Below are 14763 nucleotides of genomic sequence, written 5' to 3' on the forward strand. Positions count from 1 at the left end.
ATTGCGTATGTCGCTCAGTGCTGTCTAGCATCTCGGCCGACACAGGGTCAACGAAAGCCGCGGCCCCAGGATGACGAGGAGCCCCACCACCGTGAACGTCGTGGATGTCGTCACGCTCGGGGAGTCCATGGTCGCCTTCCTGCCCACCCGGCCGGGCCGCCTCGCCGACGTCCCCTCCTTCGAACGGGGCATCGGCGGCGCGGAGTCCAACGTGGCCTGCGTACTGGCCGCCCTCGGCCACTCCACGCGCTGGGTGAGCCGGGTGGGCGCGGACGGCTTCGGGGACCACCTGGTGGCGCGGATCGCCGGGTACGGCGTCGACACCGGTTCCGTCCGCACCGACCCGGCCCGCCCCACCGGCGTCTACTTCCGCACGGCGGCCGACCGGGCCACCGACGCGCACGAGGTGGCGTACTACCGGGCCGGCTCGGCCGCCTCCGCGATGTCCGTGACCGGCACGGACCTGACGGCGGTACGCGCGGGCCGCGTACTGCACCTGTCCGGCATCACCGCGGCGCTGTCCCCGCAGTGCCTGGAGCTGATGCGCGAACTGACGGCGCCCCGTCCCGGCCGCCCGCTCATCTCCTTCGACGTCAACCACCGGCCGGGCCTGTGGGCCGCCGCCGACGGGGCCGGAGTGCTGCTGGAACTGGCCCGGGCCGCCGACGTCGTGTTCGTGGGAGAGGACGAGGCGGAGCACACCTGGGGCGTCACGGGCGGCCCGGCCGCGATCCGCGCCCTGCTCCCCGAACCGGCCCTGCTGGTCGTCAAACAGGCGGCACAGGGCGCGACGGCGTTCACGCGCGACGGCGCGGGCGAGCTCCTCCGCCCGGCCGCGGGCGGCCCGGCCGCCGGGGCGACGGGCGCCACCTTGCCCGACCGGAGCCGGGAGCGGGGCAGCGCGGGCTGCGGCGCCCCGGCTCCGAGCCCCGCGAGCGTCCCGCGGCCCGCCACGGACCCGCCCGCCTGCGAGCCGGCTGCGCCCGCCTGCGAGCCAGCCCCGCCCGTCTTCGAACCGGCCCCGCACGTGGACGTCGTCGCCCCCGTCGGCGCCGGTGACGCCTTCGCGGCCGGCTTCCTCTCCGCCACCCTCCGCGGCCTGCCGGTGAAGCACCGCCTGCGGCACGGCCACCTCATGGCGGCGGCCGCCCTCACCAACCCCGCCGACCTCGCCGCCCCGCCCGGCCGCGGCCACGCCGACCGCCTGGCCGCCCTCGACGACGAGGCATGGGGGAGACTTCGACTCGGCCCCGGCTGGACACAGGCCGAGCGGGCCCCGGAGGAGGCGAACACCCCATGAGTCAGACCGTCGACCGCGCCCTGAGCATCCTGCCGCTGCTCGCCGAGGGCCCCGCCGACCTCGGTCAGGTCGCCGACCGCCTCGGCGTCCACAAGTCGACGGCCCTGCGACTCCTGCGCACCCTGCACGAGCACGGCCTGGTCTACCGCCAGTCCGACCAGCGCTACCGGCTCGGCGCACGCCTCTTCGCCCTCGCCCAGGAGGCGATGGAGAACCTCGACATCCGCGAGATCGCCCACCCCCACCTGGTCCGGCTCAACGAGGCCTGCGGCCACACCGTGCACCTCGCCGTCCACGAGGAGAACGAGGTGCTCTACATCGACAAGGTGGAGAGCCGCTACCCCGTCCGGATGTACTCGCGGATCGGCAAGCCGGTGGCCATCACCGTGGCGGCCGTGGCGAAACTCCTCCTCGCCGACCTCCCCGAACCCGAGCGCCGCGCCCTCGCGGACCAGCTCGACTACCCCCTCTACACGCCCCGCTCCACCCCCAACGCCACCGCGTTCCTGCGGGAGTTGGAGCAGGTGCGCGAACAGGGCTGGGCCACCGACCTCGGTGGCCACGAGGAGTCCATCAACTGCGTCGCGGCCCCCGTCCGCGGCGCCGACGGCCGGGTCGTCGCCGCCATGTCGGTGTCCGCGCCGAACGTCGTCGTCACCGCCGAGGAACTCCTCACCCTGCTCCCGCAGGTGCGCCGTACCGCGGACGCGATCAGCGGCGAGTACTCCGGAAGAACGCCAGTGAAGGGCACCCCCGTATGACCGAGAAGACCGCGCTCACCCCGAAGACCCACACCACCCCGCCCGCGAGGTTCTCCCACGGGGTGAGGAAGGGCAACATCCTCCAGGTCGCCGGCCAGGTCGGCTTCCTGCCCGCCGAGGAGGGCAAGCCCCCCACGCCCGCCGGTCCCACCTTGCGCGAGCAGACCCTGCAGACCCTCGCCAACGTCAAGGCCATCCTCGAGGAGGGCGGCGCGGGCTGGGACGACGTGATGATGATCCGTGTCTACCTCACCGACGTGGACCACTTCGCCGAGATGAACGACATCTACAACACCTACTTCGGCGAGCAGAACCTCACCCAGCCGCCCGCCGCCCGCACCACGGTCTACGTCGGACTGCCCCCCGGCCTCCTCGTCGAGATCGACGCCCTCGCCGTCCTCGGCTGACGCCGGCCCGGCGCCGCCCTCCTCCGGCGCCGGCACTCCCGCCCCTGGGGCCGCCCTCCGGCCACCCTCCCACCTCGCACCACCAGCACGCGCACGGCACACGGTTCGGCATCGCACCCGCGGCGCCGAGCCGCGATCCCCCCTGCCCGAAAGCAGTATGGATTCACGAAGAGGACCCCCGTATGTCCCATTCGCTCGCCGCATCCGCCCCCGCGCCCGCCGCCCCACCCCACACCGGAGGCCTGCTCCTCCTGGTCGACGGCACCGCCGGACTCCTCACCGTCGCCGCCATCGGCATAGTCCTGCTGCTCTTCCTGATCATCAAGGTCCGGCTGCAGCCGTTCGTCGCCCTCCTGGCGGTCTCCATAACCGTCGGCCTGCTGGCCGGCCTCTCGGTCACCGAGCTCTTCGGCACGGTCCAGCGCTCCGACGCCGTCTCCACCATCGAGTCCGGCATGGGCGGCATCCTCGGCCATGTCGCGATCATCATCGGACTCGGCACCATGCTCGGCGCGATCCTGGAGGTCAGCGGCGGCGCCGAGGTGCTGGCCTCCCGCCTGCTCGGCCTGTTCGGCGAGCGCCGCGCCCCCCTCGCCATGGGCCTGACCGGCCTGATCTTCGGCATCCCGGTCTTCTTCGACGTCGGCATCTTCGTGCTCGCCCCGATCGTCTACGCCGCCGCCAAGCGCAGCGGCAGGTCGATCCTGCTGTACTGCCTGCCGCTGCTCGCCGGCCTGTCCATGACCCACGCGTTCCTGCCGCCGCACCCCGGTCCGGTCGCCGCCGCCGGCCTGCTGCACGTCCAGCTCGGCTGGGTCGTCCTCATGGGCATCGTCTGCGGCGTCCCCGCCGTCCTGGCCGCCTGGGCGTACTCCGCCTGGATCGGCAGGCGGATCTTCGTCGCCGTACCGCAGGACATGGTCGAGGCCTCCGAAGAGGCACGGCAGGCCGTCCTCGCCGAGCAGCGCGCGCAGGGCGTGCGGCCGCAGGAGCAGCCGGTGCCGCTCGGCACGGTCCTCACCATCATCGGCACGCCGCTGGTGCTGATCCTCGCGGCCACCTTCTCCTCCATCGCCCTCGACCCCTCCGCGGGCCGCTCGGTGCTGGAGTTCGCGGGCAGTCCCTTCGTCGCCCTCACCCTCGCCCTGCTGCTCGCCTACTACCTCCTCGGCATCCGGCGCGGCTGGTCCCGCAAGTCCCTGGAGGCGGTGTCCACCTCGTCGCTCAAGCCGGTGGGAAACATCCTGCTGGTGGTCGGCGCGGGCGGTGTCTTCGGCGCGGTCCTCAAGGCGAGCGGGGTGGCGCAGGCCCTGTCGGACACCTTCGACGGCGTGGGCCTGCCGGTGATCGTGCTGGCCTATCTGATCTCGGTGGTGCTGCGGGTGGCCCAGGGCTCGGCCACGGTCGCCATCGTCACCACGGCCGGCATCGTGGCCCCGCTGCTGACCGAGGGCCACCACTCCCAGGCCTTCGTCGCCCTCGTCATCATGGCCGTGTCGGCCGGCTCCATCTTCGCCTCGCACGTCAACGACGGCGGCTTCTGGATGGTCGCCAAGTACTTCGGCATCACCGAGCGGGACACGCTGCGCACCTGGACGGTCCTGGAATCGGTGCTGTCCGTCGCCGGGTTCGCGGTGGCCGGGGTGGTGAGCCTGTTCGTGTAAGTGTGACCTGCGGGAACCGATGTGAAGAGCGAGCTGACTGGTTCCGGCACAGGAATGTCGTCCATACTGCCGCCGTGGACCAGCGCATAGGATCGAGCAGCCAGCCCCTGAAGGGCGAGCCCGTCAAGGGCGCCGGTTTCGACCCGGCCTTCATCCCGGGGATCACCGCACCGGCGACGGAACCGGAACCGGAACCGGCGGACGCCGGGCTTGCGGCCGGTACCGGCACCGCGACCGGCACCGAGGACGCGAAGCCGGCGACCCCGGATCCCGTGGAGGCGTCCGCCGAACCGGCGTCCGCGGAGCCGGAGAAGGAACCGGCCGAGGAGAGCGGACCCGAGGACGGCGCGCCCGTCTTCGAGGCCGCCGACCGCCGGGCCCGGTTCGAGGCCGACCGCCGCGGCGTCCGCCTCCGCCTGGACGAGGAGGCCTGCGAGTTCCACTGGGGTGAGATCGCCGCGGTCGAGACGGAGTCCGCCCGCTTCGGCAAGCGGTTCACCATCACGGTGCACACGCCGGACCGCCGCTGGTACCCCATCGAGATCGAGGCGACGTCCAGGTCCCGCTTCAAGGAGTGGGAGACCCAGCTGGACGCGGTGCTCGACGCGTACTTCGAAGAGGCGTAGGACCGCGTGGGACGGGGGTGCCGGAAGGAACCGGCGCCCCGTCCCACGCGAACACCCCTAGCCGCAGTACTGGGCGGCCTTCCCGATGGACCGGTACATGCAGTCCGCGTTCTCCAGCAGTTGCAGCACCGCGTCCCTGTTGCGGGAGGTCTCCCGCTCGATCACCTCGTCGGGCGGGTAGAAGCCGCCGTCCCGGCTTGAGGTCGGGTACATCTCGAAGGTGTAGTCGAAGATCTTCTGCGTGCCCCACAGGTAGTCGTCGATCGACCCGTCGGTGATGTAGAGATCACTCGACTGCTCGGGGGTGTACCCGTTGCTGGCCGCCATCTTCTGTCCCACGGCCTTGAACGCGGCCGCGTCGTCCGCCGTCATCCCGGTCGCCGTGTCCGAGTAGGTGTACCCGAACGGCCAGAGCACCAGCTCGCTGTAGGTGTGGAAGTCGATGCCGGCCCTGATCTGCTGCCTGCCCCCGACGACCCGGCTGCGCACGAAGTCGGACACGACCTTCACCTCGGGCGCGGACTCGGCGGCCGAACCGCGGTAGGTCTCGGACGACTTCGAGCCCGACGACCCGCCGCAGCAGCCCCACTTGTAGTCCCAGTTCCGGTTGAGGTCGGTCCCGACGTACGAGGAACCGGAGTTGGGCTGCCGGTTCTTACGCCACGACCGGTACGAGCCGGTGGCGATGTCGTACTCGCCGCCGTCCGGGTTGAGGTCGGGGATCAGCCAGATCTCCCGGCCGTCGACGAGATTCGTGATCCGGGAGTCGCTTCCGTACCCGGCGGCGAACTCGCGCAGCAGGTACAGGGCCATCTCGACGGTCAGGTGCTCGCGGGCGTGCTGGTGGAAGGTGAACAGCACCTCCGGCTCGTCCTCGTCGGTGCCCACGTTGTCGCTGACCTTGACGGCGACGATGTCCCGGCCTTGGTACGACTTCCCGATCACCCGCTTGCTCATGATGTCCGGGTGGGCGGCGATCCGCTGGTCGATCTCGGCGTTCGCCTCGGCGTAGTTGTGGTACTCCGAGTCGGCGCTCGGGAAGTCGTACAGCCGCTGCTCGCCGCGGTCGCCGGCCCGGTCGGGCGCGGAGCCCAGGGGGGTGACGTCGTAACCGAGCCGGCGCAGCCGCCGGATCTGGTCGGCCCGTCCGGAGACCACCACGGTCTCCTCGCCGGCCTCGTCGACGGTGACACCGGTGGCCTGGACGGCCGTACGCGTCACGGGATCCGTACTCCGATGGATCTCGTACTGCCGGACGTCCGCACCGGACGCCGGGGCGGTCTTGCGGGCGCTCTCGGCGGTGGCGTGCGTGGCGGTGGCCGGGACGGGTGCGGCGAGAGCGAGGGCCAGCAGCGCGCCGAGTGCGGCGGTACGCCTGCCGCCGCGCGCGCCGGAGCCGCGGATGCGAAGTCGCATGAACTCTCCTTGGGTCTCCAGGGATTCCGGGGTCGCCGGAAGTGGGGGAGTGGAGCTGGGAGCCGGGGTGCTTCAGTGCGACGTGCGGGTGCGGACACGGGGAGCCGGTAGCTGTGAGTCCGCTGTGCGGGGCTGGCGCTCATCGTCCGACGTTGGCATGATCAGGTCAAGAGAGGGTCTGCAGGGGTGCGGGCTCCGTCCGAAACCCGTCGGAGCCGCCGCTACGGCCTCACTTGAAGGAAACGGTGAGCCAGGGGCTCTCGGGATCGGACATCAGGACCCGGTGGACGTCCACCATGTCCGTGTACCACTTCCCGAACTCCTCGTCGTCGAAGTGCAGACAGCGCCCGAGGATGTACCCGGCGGCGAAGTCCTGCCACGACTTGTACGACCGCGCGGCGGCCCGGCCCGCCTCCACGACGGCGGACTCCGCCTCCGGCAGCGAGCAGTACCGCGCCGCCAGCCCCCAGCGGGCCATGCCGGAGGCCCGCCCGAAGTTCCAGGCGTCGACGGAGCCGACGTAGCCGTTCCCGTCCAGGATCCCGTCGGCCCGGAAGCGGGCCTCGTACCGGGTGATACGGCCGACGAGGTGCTGCACCCCCTTGATCCGCGCCTCGGTCTCCGCCTCGGGAACGGTCGGCGTGGTGGTCACCCCGTCCGGCGTGATGACGGTCTCCCCGTCGGCCCGCGCACGCAGCACCCGGGCTACGGTGTCCCGCCAGTAACCGGTGTCGACGTGCCCACCGAAGTCACGCGCGATGGTCCGCCGCAGATTGAGGGCGAACTCCCAGACGGGATTGGCGCCGTCGGGGTCGAGCAGCGCCTGTTGCTGCTCCTGCCACTCCTCCCGGCTCCCGACCCCCCACCACTCACGCAGCAGCCGCCGCTCCGCCGGGTAGCCGTTCCCGTGATACGCCATCGCGTTCCACGCCATCCCGTCCCGCACGATCAGCAGCGCCCCGCACGCCAGCCCGCGCGCGACGAGCCCCTCCAGGGGACCGCCGACCCGAAGGGTGAGCACCCTGGCCCGGTCCAGCGGAGCCCTCTCCCGCGCACTGTGCTGCGCCCACACGGCGGAGTGCGGCGGCGCGGAGGGCAGGAAGGCCTCGCACGGGGTGCCCGGGTTGACCACGATCATCGCCGGATCGGTCGGCGCCCACACCTTGGCGAACCACCCGAGCTTCTGCCAGTCGAGCACCCGGTGCGGATCCGGCGCGGGCAGCATCCCTTCCGTGTACACGGCCCATATCCGCCCGCCGGCCACCCGGGGATCGTGCCCGAACACGGGCACCAGCCTGCTCGGCCCGGCATCCGCCGCGTCACGCCGTATCTCGAAGTACAGCCGGCTGTCCGCGAGGGTGTCGAAGTAGGCCGTCCAGTCCTCGCGCGACTTGGCCTCCAGCAAGGCCTGCTCGATCTCCGTCGGCGGCGTCCAGGCAGGCGGCACGACAGGCCCGAACCCCGCGGGCGGCGGACCGAACGACATGGGTGTGCCTCTCTCGAGTTGTGGGTCTTTGTACGGCTACTCGACCGAACCGGCGTCGGCGGCCGGCGCCTTCAGAGCGTCGATGAAGGGGGTGAACGACGGGGCGGCGAAGGTGAGGGTGGCTCGGGCGGGGGCTTTGGAGTCGCGGACGGATATATGGGTGGGGCCTTCGGCGATCTCGACGCAGGCGTCGCCCTGGCCCCCGCCGGAGAAGGACGACTTCCGCCATGTGTCGGGGGTCCGCATACTCACAGCTCCTTCGCCAGCCGGTGGATGAAGTCACGCGACCGGTGGGGGTCGAGTGACACCGCCTCCACCCTACGGAAGAGCGTTCGATATCTGTGGAGTTGGGCCTCGGCATCGACGAAGACCGGACCGTTGGGGCCATCGCGAACGACGGTGTCCAGTCTGGGTACGGGACCGCCCGCGTACACCATGGCGCTTCCGGCGCCGCCGAAGCCGTCGATATCGAAGGGGACGACGCGCACTGTCACATGGTCGGCCTCGGAGAGTTCAAGAACGCGGTTGAGCTGCTCGCGCGCTGCAGCTCGGTCACCGACCCTGATGCGCAGCGCCGCCTCATGGACCACCGCTGCGTAGGGAACCGGATCCACGCGATCGATGATGACCCTGCGCTTCATCCGATGCTCCACCCAGCGCTCGACGTCGCCGTCCGGGAACTCCGGATTGACGTAGGCGAAGAGGGAGCGGGCGTACGCGGCGGTCTGCAGAAGGCCCGGGACATGCAGGAACTCGACGTCCCAGCGGTAGTTGGCATGGTGCTCCAGCTCGGGCAAGTCCATGAAGGGCGTCGGCAGGTGGCCCCGGTAGTCCTCCCACCAGCCACGGGTCCGGTCGGTCGCCATCCCGACCAAGGCGTCGATCAGTCCCTCATCCGTGCAGGCGTACAAAGCGGCGAGACGGCGAACCCGCTCCTCGCTCACACCGGCGGTGCCGGCCTCGATCTGACTCATCTGCGCCGAGTCGGTCCCGAGCAGCGCGGCTGCCTCGCGTCCCTTGAGCCCTGCGGCTTCGCGCAGTTTCCGCAGCTCAGCGCCCAGGCGTTCTTGTCGTGCGGTGGGCTGCTGCCTGCGCGGCATGGCTTCTCCCTGACCTCAACTGCTGTGCGACTGCGCCTCGTTCGAGGGGTAGATTACGGCAACCACTTGCAGGGTCCCAAAATATGGCCCTACTGTCCGTAGCGAAAAGAACGCACTGCGGAAGCGCACCGCGTCGTCCTGCCATGGCGTCTGCGGCAATGCCACCGCGTGCTCTCGGACCGAACCCCTCACCGGAGTGGATGAGTCATGCCCGAAACCTGGGACTACACGCTCTACATCCCCAACGACCTCAGAGCGGTGACGATCTCCCGCCGCACGCTGCGTCTGATCCTGACGATGCACGGTCTGATCGGTCTGGTCGACACGGCCGAACTCCTCGCGACGGAGCTGGTGTCGAACGCGGTACGGCACACGAAGGGGCCGGCCGCGCTGAGGGTGCGCCGCTCGGTGGAGGGGGTGGTGTGGATCGGGGCGTGGGACACGGACCCCGGCCCACCGGAGCCGTTCCGCCCGCTGGAGGAGGTCGCCGAGCTGGGGGAGGAGGGGCGCGGCTTGGCCCTGGTCAGGGCGTTCGCGGACTTCTGGGGCTGGCACCCGTCGGCCAGGTTCGGGAACCGGGGCAAGTACGTGTGGTGCGAACTCACGGCGGCGTGACCCGAAACGTCACCGGAAGGGGACGTTGAGCCAGGGGCTGCCGGGGTCGGACATCAGGATGCGATGGGCCTCGACCATGTCCTGGTACCAGTCCCCGAACTCCTCCTCATCGAAGTGGACGCACCGCCCGAGGATTGTATGTGGCGGAGAAGTCCTGCCACGACTTGTACGACAGGGAAGCCGCTCGCCCCGCCTGAACCACGGCGGCTTTGGCCTCGGCCAGCGTGCCGAACCGCGCTCCAAGCCCCCACTGGGCCATCATCGAGGCCCGTCCCAGATCCCAGGCGCCGACGGACGAGACGTATCGCCCGTCGCCGAGTACGCCATCTGCCCGCAGCCGGGCCTCACAGCGGGTGGTGCGTCCGATCAGCAGTTGGACCCCTTCGATACCGAGCCTCGGTCTCGGACTCGGGCTGCTCGGACTTCGTGACGCCGTCCTCACTGACCACGACCGTGGCGCCGGAGTTCGAGCGAATGACCCGGGCGGCCGCCTGTCGCCAGTAGGCGACGTCAACGTGGCCACCGAAGTCGCGTGCGATGGTGCGACGCAGGCCGAGGGCGAGGTCCCGCACCGAGCTGTGCTGCTCGCAGGGCAGCTGTTTTCTAAACTTGTGGGGCGATCCGGTGATCAATTACTGCGGTGATGAATTCCTGAGGCGGCTTGTAGGAATGCTCTCTGATGTAATGAAGAATCAGGTCCGGTGCGATCAACCAATTCCCCGACTTGGCGACTACTCGTATCTCGGCTCCGCCGAGAGCGATACGCGTACCGGAGATCTCCACTGTGGCCGGGTATGGATCCTCTCCATTCGCGTGAGGGAGCTGACATCTGTGCCACCCCCTTGTCTTCATTTGCCTGGAGCCATACGTAAGGTCCTCCAATTTCTTTTCGAGAATGTCCGGTGTGCTTCCGTGGGTGTATTCTTGCGAGGGGTCCAGCCAGCCGATATTGAGTGCCATTACCCCGCTGGGGACTGAGTCGGGGAAATATGTGTACTCGGATAGATCATCGTAGTGAGTCATTCTTCACCTTTCGCTAGAACACTGATCGACAGGCTGCCCAGTGTACCGGTCCCATATTGGGTTGCAGCAGCTCTGATAGGCGCGTTTCGCCGCTTACCGTCAAATTTCGCGGTGCCCCGAGTATGTTCAATCCATCTCCTGGGAAAAGAGAGTAATTGGGGAGTTTTTCGCCTGGCCCGTAAATCTCGAGTGCGGCGGGTCTGCGGGTCCGTGACCGTGTATCCGCCTTCTACTCGGTTCAGCGGTCGGCGGGGTCCGTGGCTGGGGAGCGTGGGGAGGCCGGGTGCGGGGTGCGGGTACGCCAGCAGCAGGCCGTCCTCGGTGACGAAGACGACTCCCTCCGCGTCGATCTCCAGACGCTGATCCAGCGTTGAGGACCACGACGGACCGAACCAGCGGCCCAGGTGGTAGCCGGACTCCACCCGCCGCTCCAGGACCAGAGGCAGCACCCCGGGCAGGGTGACGTCCGTCTGCGGCAGGTACATCTTGCCGGTGGCGAGGTTGATCGGGTCGGTGTCGTCGCTGTGCGTACTGGTCTTGTCGTGGGAGGTCGCCGCGGGGTCCTCCTCCACCGTCTCCCGCGCGCCCTTCCCGGCCGCGCCCTCGGCTCCCGCCCCCTCCCGCTCAGCGGCCTTCAGCGAGTCCCGCATCGCGAGTCTCTCCGCGGTCGCGGCCCGGACGCCGCCCGCCTCCAGCCCCGCTCCGTCGGTCAGGAGCACCTGGGGTACGAAGCGGCCGCCGAACTCGGCGGGGTCCTTGGCGAAGTCCTGGAGCGTCTGCTTGAGCGTCCGCTCGGGGTGCGTCGCGCTGGACACCAGGCCGGCCAGGGTCATGGCCTGGTGCTGCAGAGCCTCGGCGGGGTGGGCCAGGTTGTACGGATCGAGGGGGTTGGCGCCGCGGACCATGCTGTAGAGGCCTGCCGTGCCCTTGATCATGCCTCCGCCGACATGGAGCATCTCGGTGTTGAAGGCGCCGTAACCGTCGACAGCGTCCGCCTTCAGCTGGGCCAGCGGGGGCGGTTCGGCCGGGGCGTGGGCCATGGCCGACTCGACCGCCTTCGCGGCGGCGCCGGCGGCCTCGTTGCGCTGCTTGCGGGCGTCGTGGAGAAGCTCCTCGGCCTCCTTGACGAGCGCCGCACCGGGGTCGTCGAAGTCGCCGGGGTCCGGGCCCGGCTCCTTGTCGCCCGACTTCACGGCGTCCTTGTAGGCGGTGACGCGCTTGTCGTACGCGTCCTTCGCCGTCGCCGAGGCCTCCTTGCCCTTCTTGTACAGGTCGATCGCGTCACGGGCCTTCTGCTGCGCCCAGACAACCGTCTCGGCGTAGGTTTCCAGTGCCGTCGCCGCCTTGGCGCAGGCGTCCGCCGCGTGCAGCCAGTTCACCGGGTGCATCTCGAACTTCTTGCGGAACGCGTCGGCCGCCTCGCCCTGCCACTGTGAGGAGTCCAGCTTGCGCATGCCCTGGCCGACCCGGTCGAAGGCGATGTTGAAGTCCTTCAGGTGCTTGGCGGTGGACCGGATGTCCCCCGCGTCACCGTGGATCAGGTCGGTCGCTTCGTCGGTCTCGCCGAGCTGCTGCTCGCCCGGCGTGGCGCCCAGGGCGGAGGCGGTCCGGTCTCCGTAGTGGTGGACCTTGTCCGCCCAGTCGTGAGCGCCGACCGTGTCGAGGGCGTCGGCGGTGACGTCGCTGCCTTTGTCGATGCCCTCGCCGAGCTTCTTCTTGCCCGCGTCGTAGACGTTCTTGCCGTACCTCCGCTGTTGATGCCATCGCCGATGTCGCCCAGGACGCCCATCAGCCCTCACCGTCCTGCCCGGTCGCCTTCGCGCGTTCCTCCGGGGAGGGGCCCCACATGTCGTCGAGCACGCGGTTGTAGTCGTCGCTGGTCCCGGCCGCCTGGTTGACGCGGTCCATCGTGACGCCCGTCGGCAGGCCCAGTGATCCCGTCATGGCGTCCCGTCCGGCGTCCTTGAAGCTCTGCTTGGACTCTTGCCAGGCCTCGTCGAACGACTTCCCGCTGTAGTCGGGGTCGGTGACGGAGTCGACGCTGCTCCGGCGTAGTTCGTCCCAGCTCTTCTTGGTGACGTCGTCCTCGGAGGCGTATGGGTTACCCACTCCCGCGTTGTATGCGATCTTCATGGCACCACTGATGTACTCGTCCGTCTCGTGCAGGGTGCCCGCCGACAGACCCACGTCCTGGGCGAACTTGTTGCCCTCCGCCACCAGGCCTCGGACGCCCCACTCCCAGCGTTCGCAGAACGACTTGAACTTGGCGGTCAGATCCTCGTGGCCCAACTGGATGCCGGAGAGTTCCAGGTTCGAGAAACCCCGGCCCACCCCGGCCAGGCTGTCGACGCCAAGCTCCTTGAGTTCGGCCAGGGTGAGCGTGATGCCCTTCGCTATCTCGTCCAGCCCCGCGGCCTTGATGTCCTTGCCGCCCTTGCCCCCGCTCACCGCGGTGCCTCCTCATAGGCCGCCCGGGCAGCCAGGTCTACGGCCACCGCGTCCGGCACGATCCCCGCGACCGGCGGGAACAGCACGCCCTCATCCCCGTCGGCCGCGTCCAGAGCCACCCCGCACGGCACCCCGACGGCCGGGACCCCGGCGTCCAGCAGCCTGGCGCCCAGCACCCGCCGGTACGCCCACTCCCGGTCTCCCTCCCCCCTCGCGAACACGAACCGGGCCAGCGCCGGCTCGTTCGAGAAGGCCAGGATCCAGCGGACGCCTCCCTGATCGGCGGTCAGCGGGTTCTCGTCCCCGTCCACCGGCACCAGCACGGGCGTACGACGGAACTCACCCAGCAGAGCGGCGAACTCCCGGCGTCTGCGCCGCACGTCGACGGCTTCCGGGGCAGGTGCGGAACGTTCTTCGTGCAGGACCGCGCCGGGCGTCTCCGCACCCGTCATCTCCGCGTACCCCGTAAGCGACGACCTGCGTATTTCCTCCGCCCGGCCGCCATCACCCCCGTGATCAGCCATGCCCGGGATCATCACACCGGCCCATTGCCGAAAGCAACGCGGTGCCCGTCACGATGAAAGGGCTATGGCCGAATCCGTCCCGCGGTGGACATGCGGCGATGCGGACGCACGACCGCCCGGAGCCCTGGATGCAGGTGCCGTTCGGCCGGGGCCCTGCCCGACGGCGTCGCGTGCGCATGCCTCGCCCCGCGCCGATCAGGAATTGCCGGACGATGCGTACCAGTGGTCCCGGGCCTGGCCGAGCACTACTGGTCCTTCGCCTCCCAGACGGTCACCTTGGCCGTGCCGGCGGTGAACACGTCGCCCATCGAGGTGATCGTCAGGGCGGCGACGCGTCCGGTGCGCGTCCTGACGCACAGCACGCTCTCGGTCGCCGCCTGGGCCATGAACCCGCCGTGCGTGGCGAGCTGGTCGGCGCACTGCTTCCTGCTCGGCGTTCCGGAGCCGGGCCACGCCGCCACGTCCGGAGCGCCGGATTGATTCGTCATCAGTGCGTCGCTGCTGCTGTACAGCGCGGCGTCATAGGATTCGTCGGTGCTCTGGGACGGGGGGACGGAGTCGAGGTCCACCCCCGCCATGCCGATGCTGATCTCCCCCTGCCACCGGACCGTGCTCGCGGCAGCCACCGCTGTCGTCGGTGAGGAGTCGGGAGCCTGCTCCGACGGGGAGTCAGGTGCCTGAGCGGTGACGTCGGGGCCCCTGCTCGCGACCGAGTCCGGGGGCGGTGCGGCGCCCTGCGAACCGCCCTTCCAGGGCGCGAGCGCCATGACCGCGAAGACGGCCCCTCCGACCAGCGCGGCGACGCAGACGGCCGGCAGCAGGAATCCCGATTGCCGGATATTGATGTTGGGGTTGGCGTTGAACTGATGGCCGTTCGGCCCGACCTGCACGCCGGAAGGCCCGTGAAGGTGGTTGTGGTCGAATCTGCCGGGACCGTCCCCGCCTTGTCCGGTGACGGTCATTCCTGCGTTCCGAAGGTGTTGACCTGGTGGGCGTCGTCCCCGATCTGGAAGGCCGTGTTGCCGTGGAAGACATTGCCTTGCAGAACGTTCGCGCCCTGGGCGGCGTGTTCGGGCCGGGCCTGAAGCCGGTCCAGTGCGTCGCGGAGCGACGCGGCGAAGGCCTTGTCGTGGTCGATCGCGTCCTGCAGGACGAACTGGAGCCACTGACGGGTCTCGGGCGTAGGTTCACCGCGACCGGCCGCGGCTTCCTCGTCCAAGCGGGTCAGGGCCGTCTCCTGGCCGAGCTTCTCGCTGACCACCTCGTGCACCCGGTCCATCGCCGCGTCCAGGGCGCGGTCCGCCTCCTGGTCGGCCCGGGCCCCCACCCGCCGCGCCTTGCGGGCCGCCCATGCGAACAGGCAGCCGACCGCGATCTCCACCCCTGTCATCCC

18 protein-coding genes and 1 pseudogene are annotated in these 14763 nt (G+C 70.1%); 6 read left to right on the top strand and 13 right to left on the bottom strand.

All coding sequences use genetic code 11. From position 1 onward, the window contains the following. Positions 1 to 70: 70 nt before the first annotated feature. The 5 genes from ACFQ9Z_RS19340 (at position 71) to ACFQ9Z_RS19360 (ending at position 4758) form a co-directional block, all read left to right on the top strand. Positions 71 to 1300 (top strand): sugar kinase, encoded by a 1230-nt coding sequence (locus tag ACFQ9Z_RS19340; RefSeq protein WP_383018810.1) that lies wholly within the window; start codon positions 71 to 73, stop codon positions 1298 to 1300. Beyond that, a complete protein-coding gene (locus ACFQ9Z_RS19345) occupies positions 1297 to 2061 on the top strand; it encodes an IclR family transcriptional regulator (RefSeq protein WP_383018813.1) in 765 nt (254 codons plus the stop codon). Before ACFQ9Z_RS19340 ends, ACFQ9Z_RS19345 begins: the two co-directional genes overlap by 4 nt. After that, positions 2058 to 2468, top strand: coding sequence for a RidA family protein (locus ACFQ9Z_RS19350; RefSeq protein ID WP_383018816.1), 411 nt, complete (start codon positions 2058 to 2060; stop codon positions 2466 to 2468). Before ACFQ9Z_RS19345 ends, ACFQ9Z_RS19350 begins: the two co-directional genes overlap by 4 nt. A 182-nt stretch (positions 2469 to 2650) precedes the next feature. Continuing rightward, positions 2651 to 4132, top strand: coding sequence for a GntP family permease (locus ACFQ9Z_RS19355; protein WP_383018819.1), 1482 nt, complete (start codon positions 2651 to 2653; stop codon positions 4130 to 4132). Between the two features lie 74 nt (positions 4133 to 4206). Further along, positions 4207 to 4758 (top strand): hypothetical protein, encoded by a 552-nt coding sequence (locus ACFQ9Z_RS19360; RefSeq protein ID WP_383018822.1) that lies wholly within the window; start codon positions 4207 to 4209, stop codon positions 4756 to 4758. A 57-nt stretch (positions 4759 to 4815) separates the two neighbouring features. Here ACFQ9Z_RS19360 and ACFQ9Z_RS19365 read toward each other — a convergent pair whose 3' ends face one another. The 4 genes from ACFQ9Z_RS19365 to ACFQ9Z_RS19380 all read right to left on the bottom strand — a co-directional run bounded on the left by ACFQ9Z_RS19365 (position 4816) and on the right by ACFQ9Z_RS19380 (position 8760). Beyond that, entirely contained in the window at positions 4816 to 6174 is a 1359-nt protein-coding gene (locus ACFQ9Z_RS19365) for a M14 family metallopeptidase (protein WP_383018825.1), read from the bottom strand. Positions 6175 to 6403: 229 nt separating this feature from the next. Then, positions 6404 to 7660, bottom strand: a complete 1257-nt coding sequence (locus ACFQ9Z_RS19370) for a DUF1266 domain-containing protein (RefSeq protein WP_383018827.1) — start codon at positions 7658 to 7660, stop codon at positions 6404 to 6406. Between the two features lie 36 nt (positions 7661 to 7696). Then, entirely contained in the window at positions 7697 to 7906 is a 210-nt protein-coding gene (locus ACFQ9Z_RS19375) for a DUF397 domain-containing protein (protein WP_383018830.1), read from the bottom strand. Positions 7907 to 7908: 2 nt separating this feature from the next. Next, positions 7909 to 8760: a helix-turn-helix domain-containing protein gene (locus ACFQ9Z_RS19380; protein ID WP_383018833.1), complete on the bottom strand. Its 852-nt coding sequence runs from the start codon at positions 8758 to 8760 to the stop codon at positions 7909 to 7911. Between the two features lie 207 nt (positions 8761 to 8967). On the opposite strand from ACFQ9Z_RS19380, the gene ACFQ9Z_RS19385 reads away from it, so the two are divergent. After that, positions 8968 to 9375 carry an ATP-binding protein gene (locus ACFQ9Z_RS19385; RefSeq protein WP_383018836.1) on the top strand — a complete coding sequence of 136 codons (408 nt, stop codon included), beginning with the start codon at positions 8968 to 8970 and terminating at the stop codon, positions 9373 to 9375. Positions 9376 to 9384: 9 nt separating this feature from the next. Here ACFQ9Z_RS19385 and ACFQ9Z_RS19390 read toward each other — a convergent pair whose 3' ends face one another. From ACFQ9Z_RS19390 to ACFQ9Z_RS19430, 9 genes and pseudogenes are all read right to left on the bottom strand, one after another. Beyond that, positions 9385 to 9453: a hypothetical protein gene (locus ACFQ9Z_RS19390; RefSeq protein ID WP_281296354.1), complete on the bottom strand. Its 69-nt coding sequence runs from the start codon at positions 9451 to 9453 to the stop codon at positions 9385 to 9387. A gap of 28 nt (positions 9454 to 9481) precedes the next feature. Next, on the bottom strand, positions 9482 to 9898 hold the full coding sequence (locus ACFQ9Z_RS19395; protein ID WP_383018842.1) for a DUF1266 domain-containing protein: 417 nt from the start codon (positions 9896 to 9898) through the stop codon (positions 9482 to 9484). A gap of 80 nt (positions 9899 to 9978) precedes the next feature. Beyond that, complete coding sequence (locus ACFQ9Z_RS19400; protein ID WP_383018846.1) at positions 9979 to 10398, bottom strand: hypothetical protein; 420 nt, start codon at positions 10396 to 10398, stop codon at positions 9979 to 9981. A gap of 13 nt (positions 10399 to 10411) precedes the next feature. Continuing rightward, positions 10412 to 10582, bottom strand: coding sequence for a putative adhesin (locus ACFQ9Z_RS19405; RefSeq protein WP_383019890.1), 171 nt, complete (start codon positions 10580 to 10582; stop codon positions 10412 to 10414). Between the two features lie 127 nt (positions 10583 to 10709). Next, a pseudogene (locus ACFQ9Z_RS19410) lies at positions 10710 to 12197 on the bottom strand (putative T7SS-secreted protein); the annotation flags it as partial. After that, complete coding sequence (locus ACFQ9Z_RS19415; protein ID WP_383018854.1) at positions 12187 to 12846, bottom strand: hypothetical protein; 660 nt, start codon at positions 12844 to 12846, stop codon at positions 12187 to 12189. The gene ACFQ9Z_RS19415 and the pseudogene ACFQ9Z_RS19410, both read right to left, overlap by 11 nt. Further along, on the bottom strand, positions 12843 to 13370 hold the full coding sequence (locus tag ACFQ9Z_RS19420) for a hypothetical protein (protein ID WP_383018858.1): 528 nt from the start codon (positions 13368 to 13370) through the stop codon (positions 12843 to 12845). Before ACFQ9Z_RS19420 ends, ACFQ9Z_RS19415 begins: the two co-directional genes overlap by 4 nt. A 245-nt stretch (positions 13371 to 13615) precedes the next feature. Next, on the bottom strand, positions 13616 to 14260 hold the full coding sequence (locus ACFQ9Z_RS19425) for a hypothetical protein (protein WP_383018861.1): 645 nt from the start codon (positions 14258 to 14260) through the stop codon (positions 13616 to 13618). 68 nt (positions 14261 to 14328) lie between these two features. Continuing rightward, entirely contained in the window at positions 14329 to 14760 is a 432-nt protein-coding gene (locus tag ACFQ9Z_RS19430) for a hypothetical protein (RefSeq protein ID WP_383018864.1), read from the bottom strand. Positions 14761 to 14763: the final 3 nt, after the last annotated feature.

Source organism: Streptomyces sp. NPDC056580, from assembly GCF_042793175.1.
Taxonomy (GTDB): domain Bacteria; phylum Actinomycetota; class Actinomycetes; order Streptomycetales; family Streptomycetaceae; genus Streptomyces.

Coding starts and splice junctions, on each gene's coding strand:
- ACFQ9Z_RS19340 (WP_383018810.1), top strand. CDS start 71: ATGACGAGGAGCCCCACCACCGTGAACGTCGTGGATGTCGTCACGCTC.
- ACFQ9Z_RS19345 (WP_383018813.1), top strand. CDS start 1,297: ATGAGTCAGACCGTCGACCGCGCCCTGAGCATCCTGCCGCTGCTCGCC.
- ACFQ9Z_RS19350 (WP_383018816.1), top strand. CDS start 2,058: ATGACCGAGAAGACCGCGCTCACCCCGAAGACCCACACCACCCCGCCC.
- ACFQ9Z_RS19355 (WP_383018819.1), top strand. CDS start 2,651: ATGTCCCATTCGCTCGCCGCATCCGCCCCCGCGCCCGCCGCCCCACCC.
- ACFQ9Z_RS19365 (WP_383018825.1), bottom strand. CDS start 6,174: ATGCGACTTCGCATCCGCGGCTCCGGCGCGCGCGGCGGCAGGCGTACC.
- ACFQ9Z_RS19370 (WP_383018827.1), bottom strand. CDS start 7,660: ATGTCGTTCGGTCCGCCGCCCGCGGGGTTCGGGCCTGTCGTGCCGCCT.
- ACFQ9Z_RS19375 (WP_383018830.1), bottom strand. CDS start 7,906: ATGCGGACCCCCGACACATGGCGGAAGTCGTCCTTCTCCGGCGGGGGC.
- ACFQ9Z_RS19380 (WP_383018833.1), bottom strand. CDS start 8,760: ATGCCGCGCAGGCAGCAGCCCACCGCACGACAAGAACGCCTGGGCGCT.
- ACFQ9Z_RS19385 (WP_383018836.1), top strand. CDS start 8,968: ATGCCCGAAACCTGGGACTACACGCTCTACATCCCCAACGACCTCAGA.
- ACFQ9Z_RS19400 (WP_383018846.1), bottom strand. CDS start 10,398: ATGACTCACTACGATGATCTATCCGAGTACACATATTTCCCCGACTCA.
- ACFQ9Z_RS19420 (WP_383018858.1), bottom strand. CDS start 13,370: ATGGCTGATCACGGGGGTGATGGCGGCCGGGCGGAGGAAATACGCAGG.
- ACFQ9Z_RS19430 (WP_383018864.1), bottom strand. CDS start 14,760: ATGACAGGGGTGGAGATCGCGGTCGGCTGCCTGTTCGCATGGGCGGCC.